Annotated in this window: 20 protein-coding genes; 10 read left to right on the top strand and 10 right to left on the bottom strand. The window is 68.4% G+C overall.

Translation table 11 applies throughout. The features are described from left to right. Positions 1–131: 131 nt before the first annotated feature. From ABD260_RS27195 to ABD260_RS27185, 3 genes are read left to right on the top strand one after another with little or no spacing between them, the layout of a single operon-like run. Positions 132–668 carry a DUF1707 SHOCT-like domain-containing protein gene (locus ABD260_RS27195; protein ID WP_344237775.1) on the top strand — a complete coding sequence of 179 codons (537 nt, stop codon included), beginning with the start codon at positions 132–134 and terminating at the stop codon, positions 666–668. After that, complete coding sequence (locus tag ABD260_RS27190; RefSeq protein ID WP_344237773.1) at positions 665–1075, top strand: hypothetical protein; 411 nt, start codon at positions 665–667, stop codon at positions 1073–1075. Before ABD260_RS27195 ends, ABD260_RS27190 begins: the two co-directional genes overlap by 4 nt. Positions 1076–1079: 4 nt before the next feature. Continuing rightward, complete coding sequence (locus ABD260_RS27185) at positions 1080–2669, top strand: multicopper oxidase family protein (protein ID WP_344237771.1); 1590 nt, start codon at positions 1080–1082, stop codon at positions 2667–2669. Between the two features lie 5 nt (positions 2670–2674). On the opposite strand, the gene ABD260_RS27180 is transcribed toward ABD260_RS27185, so the two are convergent. The 7 genes from ABD260_RS27180 to ABD260_RS27150 all read right to left on the bottom strand — a co-directional run bounded on the left by ABD260_RS27180 (position 2675) and on the right by ABD260_RS27150 (position 8947). Further along, complete coding sequence (locus ABD260_RS27180; protein WP_344237769.1) at positions 2675–2854, bottom strand: hypothetical protein; 180 nt, start codon at positions 2852–2854, stop codon at positions 2675–2677. A 100-nt stretch (positions 2855–2954) separates the two neighbouring features. Continuing rightward, positions 2955–4073, bottom strand: coding sequence for a sulfite oxidase (locus tag ABD260_RS27175; protein WP_344237767.1), 1119 nt, complete (start codon positions 4071–4073; stop codon positions 2955–2957). Between the two features lie 43 nt (positions 4074–4116). Further along, positions 4117–4725, bottom strand: coding sequence for a response regulator transcription factor (locus ABD260_RS27170; RefSeq protein WP_425553398.1), 609 nt, complete (start codon positions 4723–4725; stop codon positions 4117–4119). Further along, positions 4722–5873, bottom strand: coding sequence for a sensor histidine kinase (locus ABD260_RS27165; protein WP_344237765.1), 1152 nt, complete (start codon positions 5871–5873; stop codon positions 4722–4724). Before ABD260_RS27165 ends, ABD260_RS27170 begins: the two co-directional genes overlap by 4 nt. A 20-nt stretch (positions 5874–5893) precedes the next feature. After that, complete coding sequence (locus tag ABD260_RS27160; RefSeq protein ID WP_344237763.1) at positions 5894–6628, bottom strand: ABC transporter permease; 735 nt, start codon at positions 6626–6628, stop codon at positions 5894–5896. Next, complete coding sequence (locus ABD260_RS27155; RefSeq protein ID WP_344237761.1) at positions 6625–7536, bottom strand: ABC transporter ATP-binding protein; 912 nt, start codon at positions 7534–7536, stop codon at positions 6625–6627. The genes ABD260_RS27160 and ABD260_RS27155 overlap by 4 nt, the downstream gene beginning before the upstream one ends. Positions 7537–7648: 112 nt before the next feature. Further along, complete coding sequence (locus ABD260_RS27150) at positions 7649–8947, bottom strand: hypothetical protein (RefSeq protein ID WP_344237759.1); 1299 nt, start codon at positions 8945–8947, stop codon at positions 7649–7651. Positions 8948–9144: 197 nt separating this feature from the next. Here ABD260_RS27150 and ABD260_RS27145 point away from each other — a divergent pair, with 197 nt between their 5' ends. After that, positions 9145–11445, top strand: a complete 2301-nt coding sequence (locus ABD260_RS27145) for a chitobiase/beta-hexosaminidase C-terminal domain-containing protein (RefSeq protein WP_344237757.1) — start codon at positions 9145–9147, stop codon at positions 11443–11445. A 34-nt stretch (positions 11446–11479) separates the two neighbouring features. Here the strand turns inward: ABD260_RS27145 and ABD260_RS27140 are convergent, their stop codons facing one another. Further along, on the bottom strand, positions 11480–12484 hold the full coding sequence (locus tag ABD260_RS27140; RefSeq protein WP_344237756.1) for a glucuronyl esterase domain-containing protein: 1005 nt from the start codon (positions 12482–12484) through the stop codon (positions 11480–11482). Positions 12485–12623: 139 nt separating this feature from the next. Between ABD260_RS27140 and ABD260_RS27135 the strand changes: the two genes are divergently transcribed. Then, entirely contained in the window at positions 12624–13658 is a 1035-nt protein-coding gene (locus tag ABD260_RS27135) for a LacI family DNA-binding transcriptional regulator (RefSeq protein WP_344237755.1), read from the top strand. A gap of 8 nt (positions 13659–13666) precedes the next feature. Here the strand turns inward: ABD260_RS27135 and ABD260_RS27130 are convergent, their stop codons facing one another. After that, entirely contained in the window at positions 13667–14287 is a 621-nt protein-coding gene (locus tag ABD260_RS27130; RefSeq protein WP_344237754.1) for a TetR/AcrR family transcriptional regulator, read from the bottom strand. Positions 14288–14354: 67 nt separating this feature from the next. On the opposite strand from ABD260_RS27130, the gene ABD260_RS27125 reads away from it, so the two are divergent. The 3 genes from ABD260_RS27125 (at position 14355) to ABD260_RS27115 (ending at position 17514) form a co-directional block, all read left to right on the top strand. Continuing rightward, the gene (locus tag ABD260_RS27125) at positions 14355–15824 is read left to right on the top strand and encodes a flavin-containing monooxygenase (RefSeq protein ID WP_344237752.1); all 1470 of its coding nucleotides are present in this window, start codon (positions 14355–14357) and stop codon (positions 15822–15824) included. Positions 15825–15885: 61 nt separating this feature from the next. Beyond that, on the top strand, positions 15886–17232 hold the full coding sequence (locus ABD260_RS27120; RefSeq protein WP_344237750.1) for a hypothetical protein: 1347 nt from the start codon (positions 15886–15888) through the stop codon (positions 17230–17232). 33 nt (positions 17233–17265) lie between these two features. After that, a complete protein-coding gene (locus ABD260_RS27115) occupies positions 17266–17514 on the top strand; it encodes a hypothetical protein (protein WP_344237748.1) in 249 nt (82 codons plus the stop codon). A 261-nt stretch (positions 17515–17775) separates the two neighbouring features. Here ABD260_RS27115 and ABD260_RS27110 read toward each other — a convergent pair whose 3' ends face one another. Then, on the bottom strand, positions 17776–18528 hold the full coding sequence (locus tag ABD260_RS27110; protein ID WP_344237746.1) for a MerR family transcriptional regulator: 753 nt from the start codon (positions 18526–18528) through the stop codon (positions 17776–17778). Between the two features lie 72 nt (positions 18529–18600). Here ABD260_RS27110 and ABD260_RS27105 point away from each other — a divergent pair, with 72 nt between their 5' ends. Together ABD260_RS27105 and ABD260_RS27100 are read left to right on the top strand one after the other, a co-directional pair. Next, the gene (locus ABD260_RS27105; RefSeq protein ID WP_344237744.1) at positions 18601–20610 is read left to right on the top strand and encodes a hypothetical protein; all 2010 of its coding nucleotides are present in this window, start codon (positions 18601–18603) and stop codon (positions 20608–20610) included. Continuing rightward, entirely contained in the window at positions 20607–21587 is a 981-nt protein-coding gene (locus tag ABD260_RS27100; RefSeq protein ID WP_344237742.1) for an alpha/beta fold hydrolase, read from the top strand. Before ABD260_RS27105 ends, ABD260_RS27100 begins: the two co-directional genes overlap by 4 nt. The last annotated feature ends 45 nt before the right edge of the window (positions 21588–21632 follow it).

Here is a 21632-nt window from a genome sequence, read left to right as displayed (position 1 = left end):
CGGGAGTGCGCCGACGGGGGTGGGGTGCGCCGCGGGGGGTAGCGGAGGTGCCGCCGGTGGGGCGACGCGAGACAGGGGTGCTGGACGACAACCTTGGTGCCATCGGAGAAGTACGAGCACCGAGGAGAATCATGACCGAGGAGAGGCCGGGCGGATCGATTCGCATCGGCGACACAGAGCGTGAGGACGCGGTCAAGCGTCTGGGCGAGCACTACCAAGCCGGCCGGCTGAGCGCGGAGGAACACTCGGAGCGGGTCGAGCAGGCACTCAAGTCGCGTACGGCGGCCGACCTGAACGCACTTTTCACCGACCTACCCGGTGCCCACCAGGCACCCGCCGGCGGTGAAGGCGCCGCAGCTGAGGGCGGCGAGGGCTGGTCCGGCCCGTGGGGCTGGCGGAAACCGCCGTGGACGGCTGCTGAGCAAGGTGGAGTGGGAGCAGGGGGTACGAGCGCTGGTGGGCCGGGTGGGCCGGGTGGGCCGGCTTGGGGGCGGCGGGGGTTTTTGGGGCGGGTGCCGTTGCCTGTGCTGATTGCGCTGGGTGTGCTTGGGGTGCTGGCGTCTGTTGGGTGTGTGGTCGGGGGCGGGCATCCGCCGGTGTTGCCGATTGTGTTGATTGTGGCGGCTGTGTTCGTGGTGCGGAAGCGGCGGATGGAGCGGCGGGCATGAGAAGCGTCTACCGGGTGACCGGACTGCTGATCGCGATCGCGGTCGCACTGCAGGTCGCGTCGATCGCCCTGTCCGGCTTCACCATCTCGAAGGACGCGAGCGACGGCACCACGATCGGTGCCGACTACAGCAACTTCGGGGAGCGGTACCACAGCATCGCGGGCATGGTGATCGGTCTGCTCGCGCTGGTGTTCCTGATCGCGTCGTTCCTGACCGACGTACCACGTGGTCGCGTCTTCGCGGGCATCGTCGTCGGCCTGGTGGTCCTGCAGTTCCTGCTCGCGGTGGTGGCGTTCGGCGTACCGGCGCTGGGCATCCTGCACGGCCTGAACGGACTGGCGATTGCCGCCGTCGCGAGCGTCGGCGCACGGCGCGCCAGCGTACCCAACCACGTCACCACCGGCTGAGCTAGTGACCGAACCGAAGCAGCCGTCCGACCCGACGCCGGCGGACGCCACGCCGGCTGACTCCACACCCGCGGACGTCACGCCGGCCGGCCCCGGCCCGGAGCAAGCGGGTGGGGGGAAGAAGCGTGGGTGGGGGCGGTTGGTCGCGTTGGGGGTGATCCTGGCGGTGCTCGTGCCGCTGGGGTACCTCTGGGCGACCAGCCTGGTCCCTGGGGAGTACAACCCGGCCGAGATGGGCTACGCCGACTACGGCGGCGTACCCGCCACCCCCGGTCACGACCACGGCACGGCCGGGATGGCGGGCATGGCCGGGATGAACAGCATGAGCGTCGCCGACCTGACCGGCCCGAAGACTGGTATACCAAATGTGAACGTGACCCTGACGGCCCGGAAGCAGAAGTTCCAGCTGGCCTCGGGCGAGACCGTCGACGGCTACACAGTGAACGGAACGTCACCCGGCCCCACGATCCGGGCGCGGGTCGGCGATCTCATCCAGGTGACATTCGTGAACGAGTCGGTGAAGGACGGCGCGACCCTGCACTGGCACGGCATCGACGTGCCGAACGCCGAGGACGGTGTCGCCGGCGTCACCCAGGACGCGGTGCCGGTCGGCGGAAAGCACGTCTACCGGTTCAAGGCGGAGCAGGCGGGCACGTACTGGTACCACTCGCACCAGGTGTCGAGCGACGAAGTGAAGGGCGGGCTCTTCGGATCAATCGTGATCGCCCCGACCGCGCCTGGTGACGTGGTCGCGGCGATTCACACGTACGACGGGAAGCGGACGATCAACGGGCGTACGGGAACGTCGCAGGCGGATGTCCCACCGGGTACGACCGCGCGCGTCCGGGTGATCAACACCGACAACGCGATCCTCCGCGTGGGCCTCGTTGGTACGTCCTACAAGGTGGTCGCGGTTGACGGACGGGATGTTCACGGGCCTGCACCGGTGACGGACGCGTACGCACTCCCCGCCGGTGGACGAGTAGACCTAGAGGCGGTAGTACCCGCGGGTGGGATGAGGCTCGTTGCCGGTACACCTGCGTTGTCGCTCGCGATCGGTCCACCCGGGAGCAATCCGCCGAGCGCGAACCTACCGACTGACACCGTGGACCTGCTCACCTACGGAACTCCCGCACCGATCGGTTTCGACCCGGGCAAGGCGAACCGGAACTTCCAGTACCGCATCGGCCGCCGTCCGGGTTTCCTCGACGGCGTACCCGGCCTGTGGTGGACGATCAACGGGCACAAGTTCCCGGACGTGCCGATGTTCATGGTCGCCGAAGGGGACGTGGTCCGGATGACGATCTCCAACACCAGCGGCCAAGCTCACCCCATGCACCTCCACGGTCACCACGCGGTAGTCCTCTCCCGCAACGGCGTCCGCGCGACCGGTTCCCCCTGGTGGACCGACACCCTGGAGGTCGGCAACAAGGAGACGTACGAGATCGCCTTCGTCGCCGACAACCCCGGTCTCTGGATGGACCACTGCCACAACCTCCCGCACGCCTCCCAGGGCCTGATGACCCACCTCATGTACGAAGGCATCACCACCCCGTACCGAGTAGGCGGCTCCACCAACAACAAGCCGGAATAGGACGCTCAGGAAGCAGCTTGGAGGGCAGCGAGGTGGGTGCAGGCTGCTTCCAGGGCGGCTGGTTGGGTGGAGTAGGAGCCGTACCAGAGGGGGTTGTCCGGCTGCGGGTCCAGTTCGTCGTCGACGTCGGCGTACCACTCGTCCGACGTACGGAAGATGCGCGCGTGTAGATGGTTGTCGTTCACCGAGCCACTCCAAGCTGGGCTTGCTCTGAAGAAGTGAGAACCGTGTACATCCCCAGGATGTGACGGCCGGCCGGTGGAAACGGACAGCGACACGCGGGTTTCAGGTGACCAGGACGCTGATGCGCTGGGCGGTGTTGTTGGCGAAGCCGCCGCGGTTCCACTCGGCTTCGATCGGTTGCTCGCGGCCGCTGGTGTCGTACGCGCGGACCGTGAGCACGTGCTCGCCGGGCGTGGCCTCCCAATCGTACGCGAACGCCCGCCACCCGAAGTCGTCGTTGCCATCGGCCCCCAAGTCGGTGCCCAAGGTGTCCAGCGTGGCGAGATGCCAGTTCACGCCGGCGTCTGTGCTCACCTCGACGCGCTCGATCGGCGCCCACCCGGACCAGGCCCGCCCGAACAGCGGAACGGTGCCAGCAGCAACAAAACGATGGCGGCTCATGAAGTCCGGGAACCCAGGCGGTACGAGCAGCGCCCGCGGCTCGATCCGCGTCACCGGACTACCGGGATCATCGGCGGCGGTACGGAACCGGTACGCGACCGCGTTCTGAAACCCCTCGAACGCATGGTCGATCACCGAGATCGAGTGCAGCCACTTCACGCTCGCCATCCCGTACCACCCGGGCATCACCAGCCGCAGCGGATACCCATGCTGCGGCGGCAGCGGCGCACCGTTCATCTCCCACGCGACGATCGCGCCGGATTCCATTGCCTCCGGCACCGCAAGTCCGCGCTGATAGTCCTGCTCGACGCCACGCTCAACCCCGTGGTCGGCCCCGGTGAACACGACGTCGACCGCGTCCTCGCGCACCCCGGCCAACCGCAGCAGATCCGCCAGCAACACCCCGGTCCACTCGGCCGTACCAACCGCCTCCTGCAACCACGGCTGACTGATCGGCCGCGGTTGCAACGTGGCGCGCCCGTTCCCGGCGCATTCCAGCGTCACGCGGACCGTACGCCGCGCCATCGCCCGCAACTCGGTCAGCCCGAACGACAACGGCTGCTCCACGCACCCGTGCACTTCGAGCAACCAGTCGGCCGCGTTCGTCGCGGGGATGTCGTAATGGACCAGCACGTAGTGCAGGCCCGGTGGCGTCACGTCGTACCGCAGACCCTCCAGCGGCATCCCGTGGTTTCGCGCCGCCAGCTGCAACTCGTCCCCGGTGATTCCCTCACCCGTGTCCGCCAGCCGCCCCCGGACACTGAATTGCTCGATCGTCATCGCGGTTCGCCTCCCCGAGGCCAACACTAGATCCCGAACCGGGCTACAACCAGCCGTTGTCGAGGGCGATCCGGGCGGCCTCGGCGCGGGTCCGGGCGCCGGTCTTGCCGATCGCGGCGGAGAGATGGTTGCGTACGGTGCCCTCGGAGAGATGCAGTTCCTTCGCGATGTCGGCGACCGTACCGCCGACGCGGGCCGCCCGTAGTACGTCGGACTCACGCCCGGTCAGCGGACTCGTCCCGGCAACCAAGGTCTCCGCGGCGAGCGACGGATCGACCACCCGGAGCCCCTGGTGTACGCGCCGGACCGCGTCCGCGAGTTGGGTAGCAGGCGTGTCCTTCACCACGAACCCCGCCGCGCCGGCTTCCATCGCGCGGCGCAGGTACCCGGGCCGGCCGAACGTCGTCACCATCAGCACCCGCACCCCAGGCACGGCGGTACGCAGCGCGGCGGCCGCCTCGATCCCGTCCAGCCCGGGCATTTCCACGTCCAGCAGCGCGACGTCGGGCGTGGTGTTCTTCGCGGCGTCGATCACCTCGTCACCCCGGCCGACCTCGGCGACCACCTCCAGGTCGGGTTCGAGATCCAGCAGCGCGGCCAGCGCGCCCCGGACGAGGGCCTGGTCATCGGCGATCAACAGTCGAATGCTCACGATGCCATCCTCACAGCCCCGGCCTTGACCGCCAGCCGGAACCCGCCGCCGGAATTCTGGCCGACCTGAAGACTCGCGCCGGCGGCGTCGGCGCGTTCGCGCAATCCGATCAGGCCGTGGCCCGACGCGCCCCCTCCGGGCGTCGGGCCCTTGCCGTCGTCAAGGACTTCGATCTGCGTCGCCGTGATCCGGATCGTGCAACGCTTCGCCCCGGAGTGCCGGACGACATTCGTGATGCCCTCCCGCACCACCCAGGCGAACAGCTCCCGGTTGGCCTCCGGTACTTCGTCCACCGTGGTCGGCAGGTCGGCCTTGATCGCCGCGGCCTGCAGCGCCGCCCGGGCAGACACCAGTTCCCCGGCCAAACTGAGCTCCCGGTAGCCGGCGACCGCGGCTCGTACGTCGGCCAGCGCCGCCCGGGCCAGGCTCTCCACGTCCGCGACCTCCGCGGCCGCGCGCCCCGGATTCGCCTCGATCAGCTTCCCGGCCAGCTCCGCCTTGACCGTGATCACGGTCAGCGAGTGCCCGAGGATGTCGTGCAGGTCCCGCGCGAACCGGTTCCGCTCCTCTTGTACGGCCAGCTCGGCCATGTCCTTCCGGGCCGCGCTCAGTTCGATACTGCGCTGGATCGCCCGCCGCATCCCGAACACGGCGAGCGCGCCGAGGAAGATCGCGAACCCGTAGCTGCCGTCGTCGGTCCAGCCCGGTACGACCCGCATCGAGATCTCCGCGGCGGCCAGCAGCAGCCCGACGATCGTGACCGCGAACCGCAGATCCATCAGCATCATCGTGACCGAGCTGATGTAGACCAGGCCGGTCAGCGCGGTCTGGCCGGCGGTCGGGATCATCAGCAGGCAGAGCGTCAGCATCACCAGCAGGTACACGATGCGCTGCCAGCGGGGCAGCAGGCCGTTGGCCGCGCTCTGGCGCATCAGGCCGAAGAACGCGAGGTAGCTGGCCGCGAACAGGAACACGGTGAGGAATCCGAGCACCTCGACCACACCGTGCTGGCGTTCGGCGATGTGCGAGAGCGGCTGGCTCAGGTAGAACAGCCAGATCGCCGCGGCCAGCCAGCCCCACCGGCCGGGCACGTTGCCCATCCGGCTGGCCATGCCGTCCAGGACGGTCGGGCTCGGATTCTGCGTCACAGGGTCACCGTACTTGCCCGTCAGGCGCGGGCGGTGTCGGCGCGGAAGCGGCGCAGGCCGATCGCGCCGAGGACGACGGTCCAGCCGATGACCACCAGCAGCGCGTGGGTGTCGAGGCCGCTCTGGGTCAGGGCGCTCCGCGACGTCTGACCGGTCCAGTACGCGGGGGTCAGCTCGGCGACGTACTTCATCGCCTTCGGCATCTGGCTGACCGGCAGCCACAGCCCACCGAACGCGGCGATCAGCATCGTGCTCAGACCGGTGATTGGCTGCACGCTGTCCGGCTTGGCGATGTACCCGATGACCAGGCCGAGCGCGGCGAACGGCAGTGCGCCGAGCCAGGAGACCAGAGCGACCGTCAGCCATTGGCCGGCGCCCAGGTGTACGTGGCCGACGGTCATGCCGATCAGGAACACCACGACCAGCGGCGGTACGGCCAGCAGCAGCGACAGGATCACCTTGTTCACCACGTACGCCTGCGGCTTCAGCGGGGTCAGCCGGAGCGTACGGTTCCAGCCGCCGTCCCGCTCGGCCGCGATCACGCCGCCACTGCTCATCGCGGCCGACATCGAGCCGAACATCGCCATGCTGACCATCACGTACGCGATCGCCGAGATGTTTCCTTCGCTGGCGCTCTTCGGGATGGTCAGGCCGAAGATCAGGAACAGCACCACCGGCATCAGGATCGAGAAGATCATCACCCGGCGGTTCCGCAGCGTCCGGCGGATGTCGAAGATCAAGTAGTCGCGGTTCATGCCAGGGTCTCCTGTTGTGCCTTGTCCTGGTCGGACAGCGCGAGGACGGCGTCCTCGAGGTCGGCCGACGTCACTTCGATGTCATGGGCCGGAGTGTTCTCCAGCAGGTGCCGCAGGGTGTTGTCCGAGTCCGCGCACTGCAGCAGCACGACGTCACCGCGGGTCTCGACGTTGCGTACGCCCGGCAGCGACGCCAGCGCGGCCAGGTCGGCGCCGGGGATGGTGGCGCGGATGGTCCGGCCGGACACAGTCGCCTTGATCTGCGCGGCGGTGCCGTCGGCAACGATCTTTCCGTTCCGCATCAGCACCACCCGGTCGGCGTACGAGTCCGCCTCCTCCAGGTAGTGGGTGGCGAACAGGACCGTCCGGCCGCGCGCGGTCTCGGCGTGCATCGAGGCCCAGAAGTCGCGGCGGGACTCGACGTCCATGCCGGTGGTCGGCTCGTCCAGCACGATCAGGTCCGGCTGCGGGATGATCGCCATCGCGAACCGGACGCGCTGCTTCTGGCCGCCGGACAGGCCCTTCATGGTCCGCTTGGTCAGGTCCGCGATCCCGGCCCGCTCGAGCGCCTCCTGGACCGGCATCGGGTCCTTGTGCAGCCCGGCGACCAGGTTCAGCAGCTCGCCGACCTTGGCGTCCTCGATGATCCCGCCGCTCTGCAGCATCACGCCGACCTGGCCGGCGGTGATCGCGTCGGTGGGCGATCCGGCGTACACCTGGACGCTGCCCTGATCGGGCTTCACCAGCCCGAGCAGCATCTCGATGGTGGTCGATTTGCCCGCCCCGTTGGGCCCCAGCAGCGCGACCACCTCGCCGGCCCGGATAGTCAGATCCACCCCGGCGACGGCCTGCACGTCCGCGTACTTCTTGGTCACGCCCTTGAGGCTGACCGCAGTCGTTGTCGTCATACCGAGAAGCTTGTCGCGGGCCGCCGCCGGGGACCTGGATCGACCGTCATCACCCACCCATGACATCCGTCAGACCGGAGTCAGGGTCCGGTCTCAGGGTTGGCTCTTAGGGTCAGACGTCAGGGTGCGCCGCGACGAAGCTCTGGTAGGCGGTCCACGGCGGGTCGAGGGGGGTGCCGTCGGCCTCGGTCAGACCCCATTGGGTGCCGCCGTCGAGCTCGTAGATCATCGCCGACCGGAACGCCTGGGTCGTCCGAGCCGCCTTGAACTCGGCCAGCTGGGTCTGGATGTACGAGGCGCGATGCGCGGTGCCCTGGTTCGGGTCGGAGTTCCACTCGGTCAGCAGGAACGGCTTCCCGTACCGCGCCTTCACGTAGACGGGCAGGTTGAACGACGGCCCGGCCCCGTCCGTACCGATGTGGAAGATGTCGCCGTCGCCCTCGTAGTTGTGCCAGGTGGTGAGGTCCCAGCGGATCTGTGGATAGCCGCCGGTGCCGTCCGGCTGCATGCCGTCCCAGAGCGCGTCGGCGGCGGCGATGTCGGAGTTGCAGAAGTTGATCCCGCACAACGCCGACGGCTGGGCCGTTTTCACGCCGTCGATCAGGCCCTTCATGAAGCCGCGCATGATCGGCCAGTTGGTGTTGCTGAAGTCGATCACCTTCGTACCGGCGTCGGCCTTGTGGTCGGGCAGGATGATGTACGGGTCGCGGGTCAGTTCGTTGCCGCACTCGTACATGGTCACGCCGTACGGCGCCATCGTCTGGGCGACCTGGGTACCGATCGCGCGGGCGGCGTAGTACGCGTCCGACTCGTTGCCGTACGCCAAGTTGCCGTTCCCGTCGCGAAGGCCCGCGTCGATCACCGGGAAGGTGTGTTTGCCGGCGCCGTGCAGGTAGCTCGCGATCGTGGCGGCGCGGTTGATCGTGCTCGAGTCGCCGCCGGTGTTCACCCGGAAGACAGTCGCGCCGAGCTGGGACATCCGGTCGGCGATGGTCGCGGGGGACAGCTGCGTGTCGTAGTGGCCGTTGACGCCGTACATCAGCCCGGCCGGGGCGGACAGCGCGATGCGCGGGTCGGTCACCTTGAGCCAAGTGGAGTTGAGGCAGACGTACCACTGCCCGCCGGTGCCGCAGTGGTAGACCATGCCGCCGTACCAGAGCAGGACGCTGACGTTGTACGTGTTCCCGACTGTGCCGCCGTTGCGGTAGATGACTCCGCCGGAGACTGTCCAGACGGCGCCGCCGTTGTCGGTGATCGAGGTGGCCGAGGGGATCGTCGTGCCGTCGGGGGACGCGTTCGGCGAGTCGCCGGCCGCGGCCGGCAGGACCGCTGCGCCGGTGCCGAGGGCGAGCGCGGTGGCGCCGGCGGCGCCGAGCAGGAGGCGGCGGGAGATGGGCGCGGATTCGTTCATGGCGGGGCTCCTGGCGGTGTGCGGGCGAGACCAGAATGCGCAATCGTTTGCTCAGCAGCATGAGCTCCCGGTCCGGAGCCCGTCAAGGGCTCGTCGCGGACCGTTGACAAAGTTGTCAGCGCGGTTCTACCGTCCCCGATCAACACCCTGTTCTCCGCGTGAATCTGGCCTGTCCACCCTCGAAAGACGGAGTTCTCGTGAAGCTACGTCCGCTCTCCGCCGGGCTCAGCCTGGTGTTGCTCGGTACGGCCGCCGCGCCGACCGCTGTGCAAGCATTTTCACCACCTAAGACCGGTCAGGCCGCGGCCGCCGCGCCGACCGGCTGCACGCCTGCTCCGGCGAACCCGACGACCGACAACGTGACCGACTACCGGCTGGACACGAACGTGGTCGCGCCCGGCCGCTGGTCGTACCAGGCGATCAGCGGCGACGCGACCGGTCTGCTGGGCAAGGGCGGCTCCGGCGCGTTCGCGGCCGACGAGTGGGCCGCCGACGTGAAGAAGCCGGAGCACGCCTGGTTCGTGAAGGCCGACGGCTCGATCGGCACCGACTACCGCGCGATCTCCGAGACGTACACGGTCGCCGACGCGGCCGACGGGAAGAACGTGCACATCCGCGGTTCGTTCAGTTCACCCGGCGGCCGGTTCCGGGTGCTGCTCGCGCATGACGGCGATTCGGCTGTCACCAAAGGACCGTTCACCGAGCTGTACACGTACACCGGGACGGCCGCGTCCTTCGACTTGAACCTGGTCGCGTCGAAGGGCGACGACCTGCTGTTCGTCAGCGATCAGGTCACCACCTGGTGGGTGCCCGGCAAGCTGAAGGCATCAATCACGACCGAGTTGGCGCCGGAGACGGCGGCTGTCACCGCGACACCGGGGCCGGGTGCGGTCAAAGCCGGGACCACGGTTCAGTTGGCGAGTGCGACGAAGGACGCGTGCATTCAGTACACGACCGATGGAAGCGATCCGAGGACGTCGAAGACCGCTCAGCCGTACCTGGCTCCGTTCGCGATCACGGGCGATACCGACGTCAAGGCGGTCGCCGGCGCGAACGGTTCGGCGCCGAGTACGGTGGCCGATTTGCCGTTCGTACTGAGTGAGCCGTTCCGGGCGTTCGTCGGTGAGAACCAGGGCAGTCAGACCGGTCTGGTCGCGGGCGCGCAGTGGGACCGGATGGACTTCGACTGGGGCGCGGTCGAGCCAGCGAAGGGCCAGCTCGACAAGGCGGCGATCGCGGAGTACGTACGCCAGTTCAACCTCGCCAAATCGCATGGCATCACGATCCTGCCGGTGCTCGCGTACACCGCCGGGTGGGCCGCGAACTGGACCGGTTACTCGTACGACTTCCATGGCAAGACGTACGAGTACGGGCCGGTGAAGTCGGAGAACAAGGGGCAGTTCACCCGGCAGCTCGTGATCAAACAAGCGGGCAAGGTGCTGTCCACGAAGGACGTGCAGACGAGCATCGGGCGTACGCCGCCGCAGCACCCGGATGACTGGAAGAACTTCGTCAAGCTGGCGATCGACACCTTGAAGCCGCTCGGGATCACGTACTTCCAGGTGTGGAACGAGGCGTACCCGGGCTCCGGGTTCTGGGAGGGCGGCATGGATCAGTACATGACCGACATCCAGGCGCCGGCCGCGCAGGTGATCCATGACGCGGGCGTGAAGCTGGTGTACGGCGGGTGGATCTGCGGTGCGCCGCTGAGTGAGTACATCGCGCTGCTGGACAAGTACAAGGCGTGGAAGAGCATCGATGTTTTCGACATGCACTACATGCCGATCGGGACCATGCAGACCATTTACGCGGCAGCGCAGAAGCGTGGGATCAAGAACCCGTCGGTGTGGCAGACCGAGCTCGGATTCACCACCGAGGACAAGTTCATCGCGGACATCTTCCCGCGGACGTTCCACTGGGCTTTGAGCAAGGGGACCGGGGATCTCGACCAGTTCAAGCTGTTCTACTTCGCGGAGTGGGCGCCGGACGATCCGAACGCCTTCGGGTACAACCGGACGCTGCGGACCGGCAGCAACCTGAGCCCCAAGGGCAAAACGCTGGTGACGCTGGCGAATCTGCTGCGCGGGTCGAAGGCGCAGACGTACGACAACTTCAGCACCACGCCCGAATTGAAGCCCGAGCTGAACGAGGCGCTGTCCACCGCGAATGGGTTCCGGCTGGACGACAAGCGGGTCGTCCTCGCGATCGACCTGAAGCGGCAGAACCAGGCGAACATCTTCGAGGACCCGAACACCGGTGACACCATCCACCTGGACTTCGGCGAACCGACGATGACGGTGACGTTGCGGGACGTACGGAACGTGAAGTCGCTGGAGCGCGTGGATCTGTACGGGAACCGTACGCCGCTGCAGTGGAAGAGCATCGGCCAGAACCAGATCCAGGCCGAGGTGCCGATCATCGACCCGGATCCGACCGTGAAGGCGCTCAACCAGACCGAGCAGGAGGACGTGTTCTACCTGGCCCTGCAGCAGAACTGAGCATCGGCAGCCGCCCGCACTTGGTTGCGGGCGGCTACCTCTGGGCGAAGGCCAATGCGAGCAACCAGTCTTCTTCGAGTAGATCGTGGCCGCCGGGCCGCACGTGGTAGCCGATCCCGTCGTCCGCGAAGGCCGGGGCAGCCGCCACCACCGCCAGGTACTCGCCCAGTGGATCGGCCCACGCGTCGTCCTCCGCGCTCGCGACGTACACCCGGCGCGGCGCGAGGCCCGCGAGCAGTTGATGCTGATCCACGGGCAGTTCGTTCTCCTTACCCGCGTACTTGGCGAACGACGGAACGAACCAGTGCGGGAATCGCTCGGTGATTGCCGCGATGTCCTCACCACCCGGGTGCCGGAAGAGCGAGGCGCCGCAACACCCGGAATCGTTCGAAACCGTGACCGCGAACCGCTCGTCCTGCAACCCTGCCCAGAGCGCGGCCTTGCCGAGCCGGGAGTGACCGAGCGCGATCGCGCCGGCTGGGTCGATGCCGGGGATGCGTGCGGCAATGTCGAGGCACCGCGACAGGCCCCAGGCCCAGGCGGCGACCGCGCCCCAGGATTCTGGGTCGGTCAGGAAGAGCGACCGCACGCCCGGTGCCGACGGGTTCGGGTCGTCGGGCTCGATTTGGCGATAGTCGACGGTCAGTACGGCGTATCCGGCGGCCATCACCTTCGCGTACGGCCAGCGATGCGCTTGTTGGCCGTCGATCGTTTCGTCGTTGCCGCTGAAGTTCAGGACGACCACCACCGGTACCGGGTGTTGTGCGCTCGCGCCGGGCGGGAGGTGAGTGAGGGTGTCGAGTTCGAGGTCGCCCAGTGGGCAGTTGATGACGGCGTGGTGGTGCAGGCGATCGGCGGCTCCGTCGAGTACGCCGTCCTCGCGCGCGGTCAGCTCGAGGGTGGTCAGCTCGCCGCCGGGCGGGGTGTGACCGTAGATGACGCGGGCGAACTCCTCCACGACCTCGGCGGTGCCGGGGAGCAGCGGTGGCAGGGCGGGGAGGTTCGGTTGCGGCCACACGGCCTGGTGAGGTGGTTTCATGGAGGCTCCCGTTTCGGCTGATCGCGCAAGCGTTTTCGCACCAGGGTATGCGGCGTGTCGTGGTCGGCGGAAGGGTGCGGGAGCGCAATTGATTCCACACCTCTACACTGGGGTCTCGTCCGGGCGTGGAGGAGGAATCGTGGCGAAGCGGGCCAGCATGAGCGACGTCGCCCGGGTGGCGGGGGTGTCGCTGACCACCGCATCGCGGGCGCTCAGCGGGGTCGGGCGGGTGTCCGCCGAGACCCGGGCGAAGGTGATCGAGACCGCGGAGCGGCTGCAGTTCCAGCCGGACATGATCGCGCGCTCGTTCGTGACCGGGCGGAGCTTCATCGTCGGGGTGCTCGCGGAGCATGCGCACGGGCGGTTCAGTATGCCGTTGATCGTCGGGGCGACCAACTATCTCGGGCGAGAGAACATCGCCGCCGTGACCCTCGACGCGCACGGTACGCCGCGGGTGCTGACCGAGTACCTGAAACGGCTGCGGTCGCGCCGGATCGACGGCATCCTGGTCGTCGGCGACGACCCGAACCGGGCCAGTCTGGTGCTGTCCGAGGACTTCGCGGTGCCGGTCGTGTTCGCGTCCTCGTCGGCGACTCCGGAGACCGACTATGTCGTTGCCCCCGACAACCGTGGGGCCGGCCGGGCGGCCGCCGAACACCTGATCGACCTCGGTCGCCGGGACATCGCCCACGTCACCGCGGCCGTCCACGAGCCGGCCGTGGACGCCCGCGTCGCCGGCTTCACCGCGGCGATGGATGCGGCCGGGCTGAAGATCGCGATGGGCGGCGGGCCCTTGTACGGCAGCTATCTGCAGCGCTGGGGGATCGACGCCGCCGAACGGATCATCGCGTCGGGCCAGCCGGTCGACGCCATCTTCGCCGCCAACGACGAGATCGCGATGGGCCTGTTCGGCACCTTCCACCGGCACGGCATCCGCGTACCCGATGACATCGCGATCATCGGGTACGACAACCGGCTCGGCGGCGTGATGCGCCCCGACGTCCCGTTGAGCACCTTCGACCCCGACCTGGTCACCGTCGGCGAACGCGCCGCCGAACGCCTCCTCACCGTCATCGGCGGCGAAGGCTCTCCAGGCATCGACTACGTCCAGCCCCGCTTCATCGAAGGCCGTTCCACCCTGGGCCCAACCCTCGAACCGTACGACGTCCTGTAGCCCGGGTCTCAGGCCTTGAAGGCGTTGAGGCCCTGCCAGAGCAGGTTCTGGAGGGTGCGGGCGACCTTCTCCGGGGTGGGTGGATCTGGGTTGCGGGTCCGCCAGATGGCCAGCCGCTCGGTGGCGCCGGAGATGCTCTCGGCGACGATCTGGATCTCGTCGTCGGTGGCGCGGCCGGGTGGCAGGTTCATCCGGACCATCGTCGCGATCAGCTCGACGAAAGCCGTGCGGACTTCGTCCGTCGCCTCGGCTGCCGGGCCGGTGGCGAGCATGCCCTCGTCGACCAGGACCGACCAGGCGCTCGGGTGGGCGTCGATGAAACGGAACCAGGCCAGGAAGCCCGTGTACAGGGCGTCCTCGGCGCTCGGGGCGGCCAGCACCGCGTCGGAGACGGCGTCCAGGAGCTGACCGCGGAGGCGGGACAGGCAGGCCAGGAACAGGCCGTCCTTGGAGCCGTAGTACTGGTAGATGAGCGGCTTCGACACGCCGCCCATCACGGCGACCTCGTCCATCGAGGTGGCCTGGTACCCGCGCCGGCCGAAGATCTGCTCGGCGGCCTCGAGGATCTCGCGCTCCCGGGCGGCCCGGTCGCGGCGGCGTTTCGGCGGGTCGTGCGTGCTGGAGGTCACTTGCCAACTCTAACTGACTCCGAGTAACTTACTGGGAGTAAGTTCCGCAGACGGGCTGGAGAACCTCATGGGTGAGCAGCACGAGCTCGAGCAGCACCGGATCGTGGTCATCGGGACCGGGTTCGCCGGGATCGGGATGGCGGTCCGGCTGAAACAGGCCGGGTACGACGACTTCGTCGTCCTGGAGCGCGCTGACGACGTCGGCGGGACCTGGCGCGACAACACGTACCCGGGCTGTCGCTGTGACGTGCCCTCGCACTTGTACTCGTTCTCGTTCGCGCCCAATCCGGACTGGTCGTCGACGTTCTCCCCGCAGCCGGAGATCGAGGACTACCTGCGCAAGGTGACCGACGCGTTCGGGGTCCGCGAGCACATCCGCTTCGGCCGTGCGGTCGAGTCGGCGCACTGGGACGGTGAGCGGTGGCGAATCCAGACCGGTGCGGGCGAGTTCACGGCTGACGTGCTGGTGTCGGGGATGGGTCCGCTCGCTGAGCCGTCGTACCCAAAATTGCCTGGTATCGAGTCGTTCGAAGGCGCGGTCTTCCACTCGGCCGAGTGGGATCACGACGTCGATCTGGCCGGCCGGAAGGTGGCGGTGATCGGGACCGGTGCGTCCGCGATTCAGTTCGTACCGGCGATCCAGCCGGAGGTCGAGGAGCTGCACCTGTTCCAGCGCACACCGCCCTGGGTGATGCCGCGGCCGGACCGGCCGATCACGCCGCTGGAGCGATCCGTGTACCGGCGGTTCCCGCTCGCGCAGAAGGCGGTCCGGGCCGGGATCTACTGGGGTCGTGAGTCGATGGTGCTCGGGTTCACCAAGCTGCCGGCGATCATGAAGCAGGCGCAGAAGGTGGCCGAGCGGCACCTCGCCCAGCAGGTCCGCGATCCGCTGCTGCGGGCCAAGGTGACGCCGGACTTCACCCTTGGCTGCAAGCGCGTGCTGCTGTCCGACGACTACTACCCGGCCGTCGCGCGCCCGAACGTCGAGGTGGTCACCGACGGGATCGCCCAGGTGACGCCGACCGGGATCGTCACCGACGACGGCGTGAAGCACGAGGTCGACACGATCATCTACGGCACCGGATTCCGGGTCACCGATCTGCCGGTGATGGACATGGTGCACGGCCGCGACGGGGTCTCGCTGCGGGAAGCGTGGTCCGACGGCATGGAAGCTCATCTCGGGACAGCGATCAGCGGCTTCCCGAACTTCTTCATGCTGATCGGCCCGAACACCGGGCTCGGCCACAGCTCGATGGTGTTCATGATCGAGTCCCAGATCGCGTACATCGTGGACGCGCTGAAGACGATGGACGCGAACGGCCTCAAGGCGGTCGAGGTGCGGCGGGAGGTCCAGCGCGCTTTCGTCGACGGCGTCCGCGCTTCGATGCGGAACACGATCTGGACCCGCGGCGGCTGCACAAGTTGGTACTTGGACGCCCAAGGCCGCAACACCACGCTCTGGCCGTCGTTCACGTTCCGGTTCCGGCAGCTGACCAGACGGTTCGACCCAGGGCAGTACGAGACTGTCGCTATGTGACATTTGCCGTGTTACATTCGATCGGTCGGATAAGCCCCGGGGCTGATCGGAGGAGGCCGCAGTGGTGCCTGACCTGCTGCCCCTGCACGGGATCGGTGGTCGCGGGGACTTGCCGGTGCCGACCTGGCTGGCGATCTATTCGGCGGGCGCCGCGGTCGCGGTCTCGTTCTTCGCGCTCGGGGCGTTCTGGTCCCGGCCGCGGTTCGAGCCTGCGACCGGCGGCCTGCGCGACCCGGCTACCGGTCAGCGCGGCGCGGCGACCGGTCGGCGGCGCGGCCCGGCGGGTGTCGTCGGTCGGCCGGTGCGTGCGCTGACCTGGATCGTCGATCACCCCGCGACCCGCGTCGTACTGAAGGTCGCGGGCGTGCTGGTGCTCGGCGTACTGCTCGCTGCCGCCTGGTTCGGCGATCCCGAGCCGTCGAGGAACCCGGCGCCGACCTGGTTGTACGTGTGGATCTGGGTCGGGATCATTCCGCTGTCCCTGCTCTGCGGCCCGATCTGGCGCCTCGCGAACCCGCTGCGCACGATCGCCGCGTTGATCCCGCGGACGTCGTACCGGCGACTGCCCGACGGCATCGCGTACTGGCCGGCGGTGGCCGGTCTCGCGGCGTTCCTCTGGCTGGAGCTGGTGTACCCGGAAGGCTCCGATCCCCGCATCGTCGCGCTCGCCGTCACCGCGTACGCGATCGTGAATGTTGCCGCGGGCATCGTTTTCGGGCCGGCCTGGTTCGGGATCGGTGACAGCTTCGAGGTGTACGCCGAGGTGCTCGCGCGACTGTCACCGCTCGGTCGCGGGTCGGATGGCGTGATCGAGCTGCGCAACCCGCTCGCCGGCCTGGCCACGATGCCGCAGCGCTCCGGGATCGTCGGGTTGTTGTGCCTGCTGCTCGGCTCGACGGCGTTCGACGGGATCTCCCGCTGGTCAGTGTGGACGCAGCGAACCGGGGAACTCGGCAAGGCACAGCACCTGCTCGTGTACACGCTCGGCCTGGTTGTCGCGGTAGCGATCGTCACCGGTTTGTTCCTGGCCGGCGCGGCGGGGTTGCCGAAGGCGTTCGCGCACTCGCTGGTGCCGATCGCGATCGGGTACGCCATCGCGCACTACTTCTCGTTCGCGATGTTCCAGGGGCAGGCGGGGTGGCTGCTCGCGACCGATCCGTTCGGGCGTGGGTGGGATCTGCTCGGGACCAGCGGGACGCGGATCGACTACGCGTTCCTGACCACGGGAGTGATTGCGGGGGTCCAGATCGGCGCGATCGTGCTCGGACACGTACTTGGGGTCGTGTCCGCGCACGATCGCGCTGCCGGGTTGTTCCGGCGCCGGCGGTTGCGGCGCGCGCAGTACCCGATGCTGGCGGCGATGATCGCGTTCACGGCCGGCGGGATCGCGCTGGTGACTGCGTCATGATCGGGCTCATGATCGGGCCAGGGTGATCGGCTCATGATCGGGGCCTTGATCGGGCTGCACCTGGGTGGGGTGCCGGAGGCGGCGATGGTGCTGGGGCCGATCGCGCTGATCGTCGCGTTCATCAGGATCGCCCGGCGGAACGAGGCGAACCTGCCCGACGACGAGGACGAGTACGCCGACCTCGGCGACCTGCCGGACCGGACCATGCGCCCTGACCAGGGCAAAACTCGAGGCCCGGCAGACACCCCTGCGGTCCGCCGGGCCTCGCCCCGTTCCCCGTGAGCCTGTGGGTTCAGAAGGGCAGCCGTCGGCCGGACGGTGTCCGGAGGTCGAGGGTTTCCGCCTGCTGCCGGCGCGTGGTGGTGCGGGGCCGCCGACGGATCCTGATTTGTCGCATCGCCGTCCTCCTGCCTGTTCCGAGTCGCCTGCCCTGAGTGGACCGTGCTGACAAGTACACGCTGACGGATGCCGGCGGGTTCACACATGCGGAGGATTACCTAGTTCCCACCCGAGAAACCCCTGCCCGACCCCGAGGGTGGAGAGCTATCCGGTGGAGGGCAGTCCGTCCGGCGCGACGCCCAGTTCCTCGTACGCGACCTGCTCGATCTCCCGCGCCATCGACTCCCGGAACGCGGCCACCAGCGCCTGGCCGGCCAGCGGGATGATGCCCTCCAGCGTGCGCTGGATCTCCGGCCAGCCGTCAGTCGGCATCCCGGCCTTGGTGAAGTCGCGCCAGACGGTCGAGCGGAACAGCTCGACGTATGTCTTCGCGACCGCGTCCGCCTGCGTGAACAGGCGGGGGAGCATCTCCAGGATCGCGTCCAGCGGCACGCCGAGCTTGATCACCTCGAGGCCGGTCCGGAGCAGGTCAGGGTTCGGAATCCGCAGCCGGTCGGCGTCGATCCGCTCGGCGATCCCGAGCTCGACCAGGCGCGCGATCACCGCCGGGTCGTGCGGTACGCCCGCCCGCTCGGCCAGTTGATGTTCGTCCAGCACCTCGGGCTCGGCCGGGGTCCACGGGTTCACCAGGGTCTCGAACACGCCCAGCGCGAGCGCGCCGTCGGGGAGTTCGCCCATCATCCGCTCGACCGCGGCCAGCGTGTAGCCCTTGTCCAGCAGCTCGCGGACCAGGGTCAGCCGGGCCACGTGATCCTGCCCGTAGTACCCGGTCCGGCCGACCAGCCGGGGCGGCGGGATCAGCCCGCGACCGGCGTACGCGCGCACGTTCCGGACCGTCATGCCCACCTTGGCGGCGAGCTGGTCGACGGTGAGCTCCTCGTCCGGCTTGTGTTCCACCCTTGACAGTCTTCCAGACTCCTCGTTACATAATGCATGTAACATTATGCATGGCGCATTCAAGGAGGCTCGATGGCGATCCCGCTGGCGACCACCGGTACGGCGAGCTTCGGCCAGATCGCGATCGTCACCGGCGTGGTCTCGCTGCTGTACCTCGCACTCGCCGTGCTGCTGTGGCGGGAACGCACCGGGCACGTCACCCTGGTAGGTAGGTTCGCGGACACCATCGGGAGACTGGACGGAGTCCCCCGATGGGCCGCCCTCACGCCGTATCTGCACGCGGTTTCGCTGCTCGCCTGTGCGTTCGGGGTGTGGTGGGACATCGCCGTACACATCGCCCGCGGCCGCGACACCGGGCCGTTCGGGACACCGGCGCACTACCCGATCTTCTTCGGCATCCTGGGCGTGATCGTGTCCGGCGTACTGCCGATCGCGCTCGCGGGGAAGCCGCTTCCGGCCGGCACGATCCGGCTCACCAAGGGCTGGCGGATCCCGTGCAGTGCGGCGTTGGTGACGGTCTGCGGGACGTTCGCGCTGGTCGGGTTCCCGCTGGACGATGTCTGGCACCGGTTGTTCGGCGAGGATGTGACGCTCTGGGGACCGACCCATTTGCTGATGATCGGCGGCGTGGTGTTCTCGATCTTCGCGCGATTGCTCGCGATCGCCGAGGTTGAGCAGCTAGGTCCTGTCTGGCAATCCAGCGCCTACTGCGGGGCACTCGGCACGGCACCTCGCCGCACGGGTGCAAAGGCCACGATGCGCCGCATCGAGACCTTCGCCCCCGCGCACCGAGCTACCGCACCGAGCACCTCCTCGCTACGGCGCTGGATTACCAGACAGGACCTGGTCGGTCCCAACAAGCGTCGGGTGTTTCAGGAGATTGTTTCGGTTGGTGCGTTGCTGATCGCGTGGGATCTGTTCAGCACCGAGTTCAACTACGGCGTACCGCAGTTTCCGCTGATTCTGCAGCCGATCCTGATCGTGTTCGGCGCGGCGATGGCGTTCACCATTCTGCGGGCACGTCGCGGGCCAGGGTCGACGTTTGCGGCGTTGGCCGTGTACCTGGTGATCCGTGGCGGGATCGCCTGGGCAGTGGCCGAGCCGTTGGGGCAGCTCGTCGGGCACTTCCCGTTGCTGATCGTCGAGGCGATCCTGGTCGAGCTGGTGGCGTTTGCCCTTGGCAACCAGAATCGCTTCCGGTTGGGGGTTGTGTCCGGCGTACTGATCGGGACCGTCGGGGTGGTCGCGGAGTACGCGTGGAGTCAGGTTTGGATGCCGATCGCGTGGCCGGCCTCGATGCTGCCGTCGGCGATCGGGTACGGCGTTGTTGCCGGAATCGGTGCTGGATTGGTCGGTGCCTGGCTGGCGACGCGGTATGCCGAAGTGGCCGGCGAAGCGCGTGCGATCGGCATCAAGCACATCCGGCCGGTGGCGGTTCGGCGTACGCATCAGCTGGGTGCGGTTGGGTTGGTGGCGGTCGCGGCGACGGTGTTCTTCTGCGTACCGCGGTCGGCGCATGCTGGCGTATCCGGGACCGTTTCGCTGGAGCGGGCCAATGACGGAGGGCAGCCGGCGGCGTACGTGACGATCGCGTTGACGCCGGGTGATGCGGCCGACGGGGCGCGGTGGTTCGAGGCGTTGGCTTGGCAGGGCGGTGGTTTGGTATACCACCCGATGGAGAAGGTTGCCAACGGCACGTATCGGTCGCGGGATCCGTTGCCGATGTACGGGAAGTGGAAGTCGATGATCCGCTTGCACCAAGGGCAGCGTGACTTGGTCGCGAGCTGGGTGTACGCGCCGGAGGACGCGGCGATCGCGAAACCGGCTGTGCAGGTGTCGGACGGGCAGCGGGTCGAGTTCATCAACGAACAGCAGGTGCTGCGCCGCGAGGAACGTACGGACGTGCCACGATGGATGTGGAACGCCGGGTACGCCCTGCTCGCGGCAGTAGGCCTGCTCGAACTGGCCGGCATCGCCTGGCTGGTAGGCCGCGCCGCCCATGGCGGCCGTCTGAGGGCAGCGCACCTCGCAGCCGACGAACAGACCGGGCGGTCGGAACGGGTAGGACGGGAGATCAGGTGACGGTTGAGGTGGAGCGGTCTGGGGTTACGACCGCCGACGGTGTGCGGTTGAACGTTGAGGTGAGCGGCCGGGCGGACGCGCCGGTGACGGTGCTGCTCGTCCACGGGTGGACCTGTTCGACGCGCTCGTGGCATAACCAGGTCGAGCGGTTGCCGGAGATCCTCGGCGAGGACGCGGTGCGGGTGGTCACGTACGACCATCGCGGGCACGGCCGCTCCGCCGCGGCACCGGCCGGTTCGATGCGGATCGAGCAACTGGCCGATGACCTGGTCACAGTCCTCGACGAGGTCGTCGGCGACGGACCGGTCGTGTACGCCGGCCACTCCATGGGCGGCATGACCTTGATGGCGCTCGCAGACCAGCGCCCCGACCTCTTCGGCGACCGCATCCGCGCCGCCGCCCTGATCAGCACCTCCTCCGGCCACATCGCCGAAGGCGCCTTCGGCCTCCCAAGACGCCTGGACCCCGCCGCCGCCCGCATCGCCCCAAGAGTGATGAACCTGGTAGGCGCCCGCGTAGACCGCCGCACCACCCGCCGGACCAAAGCCGAAACCAGCGCCGAAACCAGCGCCGAAACCAGCGCCGGCGCCGCGCGGCGGGCCGCGTTGCTTGCTGGGGGTCTTCAGCGGCCCGCGCTGCAGCGGATGGTGTTCGGGAAGAAGGTTGATCCGGCTGAGGTTGCGCTGTTCATGGAGGATCTCGCGGTTGTGCCCGGTCCTTCGTACGGTGGGTTCTTCGAGGCGATCCTGCGGCACGATCGCGGTCACGCGCTCAAAGCGCTCGATGAGATCCCGGTCGAGATCATGCACGGCACCCGCGACCGTCTGCTCCCACCGCGGCACGCCAACCAACTGGCCACCGAGCTGCCCACCGCCCGGCTCTGGATCTACCCCGGCGCCGGTCACATGCTGATGCAAGAACGCCCCCGCGATGTAACCCACCGCCTGGCCTCCCTCGCCCGCAAGGTGTCCGGCTGAGAGTCGCGTCACGGCCGCCGGCGGCGGACTCGCCTACGCTCGACG

The organism is Kribbella hippodromi (assembly GCF_039531045.1).
Classification (GTDB): domain Bacteria; phylum Actinomycetota; class Actinomycetes; order Propionibacteriales; family Kribbellaceae; genus Kribbella; species Kribbella hippodromi.
The sequence above is the reverse complement of the archived record's forward strand: the minus strand, read 5'-3'. Positions and strand labels throughout refer to the sequence as shown.

What these genes read in the sequence shown, in the direction of transcription:
- ABD260_RS27195 (WP_344237775.1), top strand. Translation starts at nt 132, where the DNA reads ATGACCGAGGAGAGGCCGGGCGGATCGATTCGCATCGGCGACACAGAG.
- ABD260_RS27190 (WP_344237773.1), top strand. Translation starts at nt 665, where the DNA reads ATGAGAAGCGTCTACCGGGTGACCGGACTGCTGATCGCGATCGCGGTC.
- ABD260_RS27175 (WP_344237767.1), bottom strand. Translation starts at nt 4,073, where the DNA reads ATGACGATCGAGCAATTCAGTGTCCGGGGGCGGCTGGCGGACACGGGT.
- ABD260_RS27160 (WP_344237763.1), bottom strand. Translation starts at nt 6,628, where the DNA reads ATGAACCGCGACTACTTGATCTTCGACATCCGCCGGACGCTGCGGAAC.
- ABD260_RS27155 (WP_344237761.1), bottom strand. Translation starts at nt 7,536, where the DNA reads ATGACGACAACGACTGCGGTCAGCCTCAAGGGCGTGACCAAGAAGTAC.
- ABD260_RS27150 (WP_344237759.1), bottom strand. Translation starts at nt 8,947, where the DNA reads ATGAACGAATCCGCGCCCATCTCCCGCCGCCTCCTGCTCGGCGCCGCC.
- ABD260_RS27140 (WP_344237756.1), bottom strand. Translation starts at nt 12,484, where the DNA reads ATGAAACCACCTCACCAGGCCGTGTGGCCGCAACCGAACCTCCCCGCC.
- ABD260_RS27125 (WP_344237752.1), top strand. Translation starts at nt 14,355, where the DNA reads ATGGGTGAGCAGCACGAGCTCGAGCAGCACCGGATCGTGGTCATCGGG.
- ABD260_RS27115 (WP_344237748.1), top strand. Translation starts at nt 17,266, where the DNA reads ATGATCGGGGCCTTGATCGGGCTGCACCTGGGTGGGGTGCCGGAGGCG.
- ABD260_RS27105 (WP_344237744.1), top strand. Translation starts at nt 18,601, where the DNA reads ATGGCGATCCCGCTGGCGACCACCGGTACGGCGAGCTTCGGCCAGATC.